Annotated in this window: 6 protein-coding genes and 1 pseudogene; 3 read left to right on the top strand and 4 right to left on the bottom strand. The window is 41.0% G+C overall.

What is annotated here, in order from left to right; translation table 11 throughout:
* The 3 genes and pseudogenes from GYX25_RS09815 to GYX25_RS11095 form a co-directional block, all read left to right on the top strand.
* Positions 1-131: EF-Tu C-terminal domain-related protein (locus GYX25_RS09815; RefSeq protein WP_446718922.1), on the top strand; the 131-nt coding region annotated here is incomplete at its 5' end.
* Positions 132-1,038: 907 nt separating this feature from the next.
* A complete protein-coding gene (locus GYX25_RS09810; RefSeq protein ID WP_174787282.1) occupies positions 1,039-1,218 on the top strand; it encodes a hypothetical protein in 180 nt (59 codons plus the stop codon).
* Positions 1,219-1,236: 18 nt separating this feature from the next.
* Positions 1,237-1,711, top strand: a pseudogene (locus tag GYX25_RS11095) (type II toxin-antitoxin system death-on-curing family toxin).
* 697 nt (positions 1,712-2,408) lie between these two features.
* Here GYX25_RS11095 and GYX25_RS09800 read toward each other — a convergent pair.
* From GYX25_RS09800 to GYX25_RS09785, 4 genes are all read right to left on the bottom strand, one after another.
* Positions 2,409-4,070 carry a hypothetical protein gene (locus GYX25_RS09800; protein WP_141683369.1) on the bottom strand — a complete coding sequence of 554 codons (1,662 nt, stop codon included), beginning with the start codon at positions 4,068-4,070 and terminating at the stop codon, positions 2,409-2,411.
* A gap of 926 nt (positions 4,071-4,996) precedes the next feature.
* Entirely contained in the window at positions 4,997-6,694 is a 1,698-nt protein-coding gene (locus GYX25_RS09795; protein ID WP_174787281.1) for a hypothetical protein, read from the bottom strand.
* 904 nt (positions 6,695-7,598) lie between these two features.
* Positions 7,599-8,237, bottom strand: coding sequence for a 3-oxoacid CoA-transferase subunit B (locus GYX25_RS09790; RefSeq protein WP_160402390.1), 639 nt, complete (start codon positions 8,235-8,237; stop codon positions 7,599-7,601).
* Positions 8,237-8,893: a CoA transferase subunit A gene (locus tag GYX25_RS09785; protein ID WP_091350492.1), complete on the bottom strand. Its 657-nt coding sequence runs from the start codon at positions 8,891-8,893 to the stop codon at positions 8,237-8,239. The genes GYX25_RS09790 and GYX25_RS09785 overlap by 1 nt, the downstream gene beginning before the upstream one ends.
* Between the last annotated feature and the right edge of the window lie 13 nt (positions 8,894-8,906).

The raw sequence follows: 8,906 nt of genomic DNA, 5'->3' as shown, positions 1-8,906 counted from the left end.
TGCCTGGTGATAACATCAAAATGACAGTATCATTAATTCACCCAATCGCGATGGCAGACGGCTTACGTTTTGCGATTCGTGAAGGTGGTCGTACTGTTGGTGCTGGTGTGGTTGCTAAAGTTATTAAGTAATCGACTTACCACAATAAAAAAAGGTGCTTTTATGCACCTTTTTTTTATTTTATTACTCAAAACATATCTGTCACAAAAAGTCTGCTTTAACGATAACCATTATTCGGCTTATCATTATTTAATATTTCCTTTTATACCCTAAAACTATGTATAAGTTTATTATTAGTGGATTTAGTTCATAATACTATAAATCAATACCTTTTCTGAGGGATTTTTGGCGGAAAATCAGGCCTTTTTTGCTTTGGAGAATAGAATAAATTGAGTGCAGTGGTTTCGGAGGTTTTGGCCATGGATGAACAAAATAGCTATCGTGACCACGTCCGAGCTAAGGGAATTAAAGCGAATTCCCTTTGCAATCCCGCGCTTAGCTGCAGAATGTGGCCTGCGGTACCCTCTGCAATTACTCGTATCGTCCTGATACTCGCCTCTTCGAGGCCACCTTCGCTATGCTCAGGTATTCAAATTTGTTCCAGAAAAATTTGTCCGCCGCCGCCGCTCGGTCTTGACGCACCGGCTATTATCCGTTCCAGACGGAGAATAGCCTCGCCAAACATCCCTGTTTGGCGTGCTAACCTCGCTCTGTTGTCGGCGCATTCTGATACCGAAATATGGCAAACAATATAGCCATCGTCTTTTGGGATAGTTATTGTGTTTTTATAATTATCTAATTGATTTTATTTTAATTACCACCAGTACCAGTAAGTGCTGTTAATATCCTATTGTAGTTTTTTAAACCGCTGTATAGGTGGTTTAGAAAGTAATTAGCCGTCAAATATATAGCACCTATTAATTTTTGTGATTTGTATAAATTTTATTTACTCTTTACCTTATGGTATTTATAATCAACCTAAAGTTGGGATCTTATTAGTTCTCAGCCATTTTTATTTTAAACTAATGAGGTGAATTTATGGGTCACGCACAAATAAAGGAAGATCGTCTTTACATTCCTCCACGTGACAAACATGTAGAGATTAAAGCAAAACCTGCGTTAAGTAATGACTGTAGTCATAATAAGCAAGTTTTAAACGCCTTTGCTTTTGGGTTCACTCGCTACAAAAAAGCCATGAGAGAATTATCCAAGGTTTAACGAATGCTAGTATCACAAATTGGGGAAATAGTTGATGGAATCATTTTTCTTTCAGTTGATGATATAAAGCTTATCAATTCATTGCTAATTAAACTACAGACACCTAAAGAGCCTATATATGTTCGTGATGAGAATACCTTAGGTATCGTCCCAAGCTAGACCAAGTCTTTACAGGTATCACAAACAAACTGAGGATATTTTTAAGTTAACAGCTGTTCTTATTGAAAGCTTAATTAGAAATCATCCTTTTGCAAATGCAAATAAAAGAACAGCTATGTTTTCTGGTTATCTATTTTTACTATTAAATGGGCAAGAGTTAAAAGCTCCAGATGCAGAAGTTGTTGAAATGGGTGTGGGAATCGCTACAGGAAAATATAATATAGAGGAGTTAGAAAACTGGCTTTATTATTGGTCACACGAATTTGATTCGCGCACTCTTTGTGTTAGTAATGCGTATTCTATTGAAAAATTAATGAGCTCTATTAAAAATTAAAAATCGAACCTAAAGCTCGCAAATGCGAGCTTTTTTTATGTCTGAAGAAAATGCATGTTAATTTCACTCTGTTGTCGGCTCATTCTGACGCCGAAATAGGAAAAATAACATAACCATCGTTTTTGGGATGGGTTATTGTGTTTTTATAAGGCGGTTTTTGTTAAAAAACAGCCAGAAAAAACTTAAATAAAATCAATACCTTTCCTGACCACTTTTTGGATGTAATTGCATTGCTTTTTAACATAAAAACAACTCACCCAAAACACCTAAGATTATGTTATTTGTCCTATTCCGGCGTCAGAATGTGCCGACAACAGAGCGAGGTTAGCACGCCAAACAAGGATGTTTGGCGAGTTTGTGGTGCGCTTGGAGCGCGTCCACAAACGGTGCGTTAAGACCGAGCGACGGCGGAGGGCAGCCGTAGGCCACATTCTGTAGCCAAAGCGTGGGATTGCAAAGGGAATTCGCTTTAATTCCCTTTGCTCGGACGTGGTCACTGTAGCTATTTTGTTCACTAAAGGTCAAAACGTCCGAAACCTTGCCGTACTATAAATAGACCACAAATTTAAACCGCTACAGCATAACCCTAAGGGAAAATTCGCCAACTTACACGGGGGCTTTATTCTTTGTTAGATTATCCTCTATTTGCAACATAACCGCCCCCGCGGCCTAAAGATTAATAACTAAGATATAAAAGTTAAGGTGTGGTGCAAACAGCAAAGTAGTTGCTGGCACCATAGGCTTCAACAGAGCCGTTGAACGAAGAGACACTGGATAACACATAGCTACTTACAGATTCGCCCGTCCAATAAGAGAAGTAGACGAAGCCCGCATCAGTGTAGTCATTCATGCTGCCCCACTCCGTGAAAAAACCAGCACCTATGTTACGCATGTAATGATTACCAGATGAGTAAGGCGTGGCTCCATCTATGCCACTTCTACATGGGAAACTATTATAAACACCACACTTCGCGTTAGTTAAATCCTTAATCCGTGGCATACGATAACCTAAACGACTACACCAAGATACTTGGTTAGACGATGTATCCCCTTTATCACCCCGATTGACAAACCACTGCTTTAACACAAATCCATACCTCACTACATTACCATTTCTATCACGACCCTCTAACTCAAATGTCTGTGGCAAAGATGGCACAGTTAGTGGACTAGGATTAGCTGACTGTATCTGAGAACTACTTGCCCTAGGACCTTTTAACGTTACTCTTACTACACGTTTTGATTTATCAGTAATCCATCTATCTTCGTTTGCGCCTTGGTTTGGCAGCGCCCTCTGATTCACCGTTGCTCTTATACTACCACTCGCGGTCGTGGCAGATGACCACGACAACCCATCTCCATCAACTCCACCTATGAGCAAATCAAAATACAAACCATCAGCGCCTGTTGTAGGAAAATTTTGGCCGTAAGATGATGAACTTATTGACTGAGTTAAAAAACCCTTTTTAGGAGACCATATGATAGATGGGCCGGCCTGATTGGAATCGTCATACATCATACCCCAAGGAAAAGAAATATTAACACCAGTGCCACCAAAGTACAAATTCGGCCTTACGTGACAAACAACAGGACCACCATACGGATTAACATAATATGTCACTGTACTACCACTAAAATTAGTTCTATTAGGAACCCCGTACCGTGTTTGTAAATATCCCCCTGTACTACTTAAGGTTACCCTATAAGGAGCATTACATATATCTAATCTATCACTACGATTAACAGTATTCCCATCCTTATCCGTAAATGATATTGACACACTCCCAGATGCCGTAACATCATTTCTACCCTGACCATCCCCATCAGCGTCCCCCCAATTCAGATATCTATCCACTAAATCACTAAAACTTACTGAACTAGCTGATGATGGAACTACCGTTCTTATATTATCCAAACCACTCGCTACTGGTAATATTATCGGATTTGTCGGACTTGATGTATTTGTCGACGGTGTGATAAGTCGATTACCATTCAACTTAATAGACAATAAACTATCCGTTGAAGTTACCTTAACCTGACCCGCATCAAACGTAAAATACGGCGGAGTACCTTCAATGACTCTTGATGTATGCGCGGTTAATGCCACAGAACTCTGTGTATATGACAACAATAATGGCACGAAGAACAACACTTTAGGTAATCTAAATAATTTAAGTAAGTCTGGTAATTTAAATAGAGAAGATAAGTGTCTCGGCCTTGGCGATAACGTCGCCGATTTCGCTACGCGAAATGACCTCGGTGATGAAAATAAGAACTGTGTCTGATTTCGACTACGGTGAAATTGAAAAAGATTTAGGGCGTAAGTTTGGCATGCCAGATGCCAGATGCCAGATGCCAAGTATGATAGCGCATTTCGATTATCCTGTCAAGTAAATTTTTGTTTTATTTAAATTTTTTATAATTGACCGCTCAACTAATGAGCACTCCCTTGCTTTAAAAGCGCTTAAATTATAAGCGTTTGATTAATAATGTGCTACTTTTTTTGTTAAAATTTTGTAAAGTTTTGTTAAGTAAAAGTCAGCTAACATTGGCTGACTTTGGGGGAATGATTTGGGGTGGTGGTTTTTGGCTAAAAATCACCCCATAAAAACTTTAATAAAATCAATACCTTTCCTGACCGATTTTTGGATGTAATTGCATTGCTTTTTAACACAAAAGTAACTCATCAAAAAACACCTAAGATTATGCTGTCTGTCTTGTTCCGGCGTCAGAATGTGCCGACAACAGAGCGAGGTTAGCACGCCAAACAAGGATGTTTGGCGAGTTTGTGATGCGCTTGGAGCACGTCCACAAACGGTGCGTTAAGACCGAGCGACGGCGGACAAATTTGTCTGGAACAAATTTGAACATCTGAGCACAGCGAAGATGGCCTCGTAGAGGCGAGTATCAGGATGATACGAGTAGTGCCGCAGGCCACATTCTGCAGCCAAAGCGTGGGATTGCAAAGGGAATTCGCTTTAATTCCCTTTGCTCGGACGTGGTCACTGTAGCTATTTTGTTCACCCAAGGTCAAAACGTCCGAAACCTTGCCGTACTATAAATAGACTACAAATTTAAACCGCCACAGCATTATCCACTAGGATTGCCATCGACACTTTCAGCGTCGTCGGCGGCGGGGGCGGCGCGATTGTGGCTTCGCCGCAACAGCGCAACCCTAAGGGAAAATGCCCCAACTTACGCAGGGGCTTTATTCTTTGTTAGATTGTCCTCTCTGGCACCATAACCGCCCCCGCGGCCCAAGGATTAAGGACTAAACGCTAAAAACTAAGGTGCGGTGCAAACAGCACAGACGCTGCCGAAAGCAGTGCCGCTGTCGACAAGGCCGTAGTGCGAGTAGACATTGAACCCACCGCTACCGCTTGTCCAGTAGCCGCTGAAGACGAAGCCCGCACCAGCGTAACGGGACATGTAGCCCCACTCCGTGAAAAATCCTGAACCTATATTACGCTGGTAATAATTACCAGATGAATGAGGCAAGGCGCCAGAAATAGGACTACTACCAGTTCTGACTGAATTGGTTAAATCGCTGACCCTAGGCACCCGATAACCTAAACGACTACACCAAGTGGATTGGTTGGACTGAGTATCCCGTCTACTACGATGGACGAACCATTGCTTTAATACAAATCCATACCGAACCTCATTACCACTACTATCTCTACCCACCAACTCAAACTTCTGTGGCAAAGAGGGGACATCTAGCGGACTAGGACTATCTGAATTTATCTGAGCACTACTCGCCCTAGGACCATGCAATGTTACCTTACCATAACTATTGACTGTAGCTGTTATATCACCATTCGTGACAACAGACCATGTCAACTGACTTGCATTAACTCCTGTAGGCATCCCTAAGTCAAAATACAACCCATCAGCACCCGTTGTAGGAAAATTTTGGTCGTAAGAAGATGGATTTGTAGACTGAGTTAAAAAACCCTTATTAGGATTCCATATGCTAGCTGGGCCTGCGTACCTGAAATCGTCACGGACATTATAAATCCCAGGGACAGAAACACTATTACCAGTACCACCAAAGACCAAAACCGGCCTTGCGTACTGCACAAAGTAACAACCACCAGAAGAATCCGGCTTGATGTAATACGTCGCAGCACCTTCACTAAAAGTAGTACTATTCGGCAAACCATATCGTGTAGTTATACTTCCCCCTGCACTACTTAAAGTTACCTTATACGGGGCACTACATTTACTTAATGTCTCACCACGACTACTAACAGTTCTGCCATCTTTATCCTTTATTGATAACGATATAATACCTGATGCTGTTACTCCTCCATTAACCCCCCGGCCATCTCCATCATCATCTCCCCACTTCCCTTCGCTCATTAGACGACTTAAAGTGGTATATCTTGCCTCCAACGGTATCACCATATGAATATCATTAAATGTATAATTACCACTAGGTAACATTATCGGATTGGTAGCACTTGATGTGTTAGTTGATGGCCTGATAACTCTACCATTCGGCAACTCTATTGCAAAAAAGCTGTCTGTATCCGTTGCCTTTGTCTGTCCCCCATCAAACGTTAAATATGGCGGAGTACCTTCAATTGCTCTTGATGTATGTGCCGTTAATGCCACAGAACCCTGTGTATATGACAATAACAACAATGCCACGAAGAACAATGCCGATTTAGATAACAATGAAGGTTTAAACAATAACCTCGGTTTGAATAGTAATGACGGCCCTAATAACCACTTGGATATCGACGATAATTTTGCCGAACATGTGGCCGATGACCTGACCAAAGAGATTTCCGAGGATGTTGTCGAAGAAACCGCCGAAAACATCGCCTGAAAATACCTCGATGACGGCGTCCATTTCGCTACGCGAAATGACCTCGCTGATGAAAATAAGAACTGTGTCTGTTTTAGACTACGGTGAAATTGAAAAAGATTTTGTACATAGGTTTGGCAGGCCAGATGCCAGATGCCAGATGCCATAAATGGTAACGCATTTCGATCATCCTGTCAAGTAAATTTTTGTTTTATTTCGATTTTTTATAACTGACTGCTCTAATAATGAGCACTCCCTTGCTTTGTAAGCGATTAAATTATAACCGCTTGAGCAATAATGCGCTACCTTTTTTGTTAAAAATTTGTAAAGTTTTGTTAAAGGATGAGTCAGCTTATGCGTGTGTGCTTTGGAAGGAGGGGGTTGGGTGGTGGTTTTTAGCTAAAAACCAATAAATAAAAACGTTAATAAAATCAATACCTTTCCTGACCGATTTTTGGGCGGTAATTGCGTTGTTTTTTAACAAAAAAACTCACCAAAAAACACCTAAGGTTATGCTGTTTGTCTTGTTCCGGCGTCAGAATGTGCCGACAACAGAGCGAAGTTAGCACGCCAAACAGGGATGTTTGGCGAGGCTATTCTCCGTCTGGAACGGATAATAGCCGGTGCGTTAAGACCGAGCGGCGGCGGACAAATTTGTCTGGAACAAATTTGAACACCTGAGCATAGCGAAGGTGGCCTCGAAGAGGCGAGTATCAGGATGATACGAGTAGCGTAGCCGAAGGCCACATTCTGCAGCCAAAGCGTGGGTTGTTAGGGAATTCGCTTTAATTCCCTAACTCGGACGTGGTCACTGTAGCTATTTTATTCACCAAAGGTCAAAACGTCCGAAACCTGCGCACTTAATTTATTCTATTCACCAAAACAAAAAAAGGCTTGATTTTCCGCTAAAAATCGGTCAGAAAATGTATTGATTTTATTCAAGTTTTTTCTGTTGTTTTTTATAAAAATATTGCTTACCTTGCGTTGTGGAATAACAAAACCACTCACTGTGATGAATGGTTTTGTTGGTAGTGAATTGCCATGATGTTGCAATAATTATAATACACTAATTTATAATGCAATAATTAATGGCGCTTCGGTTGCAGCAATAACGTCGTCAATGGAATATTCAGGGTTTATTTCAATTAGTTTGAGCCCTTCTGGTGTTACGTCGATGACGCCCATTTCTGTAATGATGAGATCAACCGCATTAACTGCCGTTAATGGTAATGTGCAACTTTTTAGAATTTTATGTGTGCCTTTCGAGGTGTGCTCCATTGCGACAATGACTTTTTTAGCGCCAGTCACTAAATCCATTGCGCCCCCCATGCCCGGCACCATTTTGCCCGGAATCATATAATTAGCAATATTACCAGATTGGTCTACTTGTAGTGCGCCAAGTACAGAAACATCAACATGCCCCCCGCGAATAATTCCAAACGAGGTGGCACTGTCAAAAAAGCTGCCACCGGGTAAAATGGTGACAACTTGCCCCCCTGCGTTGACGATGCTTTCGTCGATTTCGTCTGTTGATGGGGTTGGACCTAGTCCTAAAAAGCCATTTTCTGATTGTAAGATAATTTCAATCCCTGTGGGAATAAAGTTAGCAACACGAGTCGGTAAACCAATTCCAAGATTAACAATATCACCATCATGTAACTCTTTAGCAACACGTTTTGCAATATAATTTTGTAATTGTTCTTTATCCATTAGCAACTTCTCCCTTTTACAATGTAGTCAACAAAAATCCCTGGTGTGGCTATTTCTTGTGGGTCAAGTTCACCAACTTCAACAATTTCTCCTACTTCAACAATCGTTGTTTTGGCTGCGCTAGCCATGACATTATTGAAGTTATTCATTGAGCCTTTATAAATGAGATTGCCTGCACGATCAGCTTTTGCTGCATACAATAAAGCAACGTCGGCAAATAATGGTTTTTCAAGTAAATAATCTTTACCATCAACGGTGATTTTTTGTTTGCCTTGCTCGACCAATGTTCCTATGCCCGTTGGTGTTAAAACACCACCTAAACCATAGCCTGCACATCGTATACGTTCGGCTAGCGTGCCTTGTGGAACAAGTTCAACTTCGGTTTCACCGGTATTCATTTGTCTACCTGTTTCTTTATTTAGTCCAATGTGAGATGCAATAATTTTTTTAAATTGTTTTAGCATCACCATTTTTCCAACACCTTTGTCGATCAAGCCAGTATCATTACAAATTAATGTTAGATCTTTGATGTTTTGTTGGCATAAAAAATCAATCAGCATTTCAGGTGATCCGTTTGCCATAAATCCGCCTACCATCATGACTGTATCATTTTTAATCAAAGATAACGCCTGTTCAATACTTACTACTTTATCCATAACGCCTCCAGTC

Origin of the sequence: Gilliamella sp. ESL0254 (genome assembly GCF_013344985.1) — a bacterium.
GTDB lineage: Bacteria > Pseudomonadota > Gammaproteobacteria > Enterobacterales > Orbaceae > Gilliamella > Gilliamella bombicola.
The sequence above is the reverse complement of the archived record's forward strand: the minus strand, read 5'-3'. Positions and strand labels throughout refer to the sequence as shown.

What these genes read in the sequence shown, in the direction of transcription:
- GYX25_RS09810 (WP_174787282.1), top strand. Translation starts at nt 1,039, where the DNA reads ATGGGTCACGCACAAATAAAGGAAGATCGTCTTTACATTCCTCCACGT.
- GYX25_RS09795 (WP_174787281.1), bottom strand. Translation starts at nt 6,694, where the DNA reads ATGGCATCTGGCATCTGGCATCTGGCCTGCCAAACCTATGTACAAAAT.
- GYX25_RS09790 (WP_160402390.1), bottom strand. Translation starts at nt 8,237, where the DNA reads ATGGATAAAGAACAATTACAAAATTATATTGCAAAACGTGTTGCTAAA.
- GYX25_RS09785 (WP_091350492.1), bottom strand. Translation starts at nt 8,893, where the DNA reads ATGGATAAAGTAGTAAGTATTGAACAGGCGTTATCTTTGATTAAAAAT.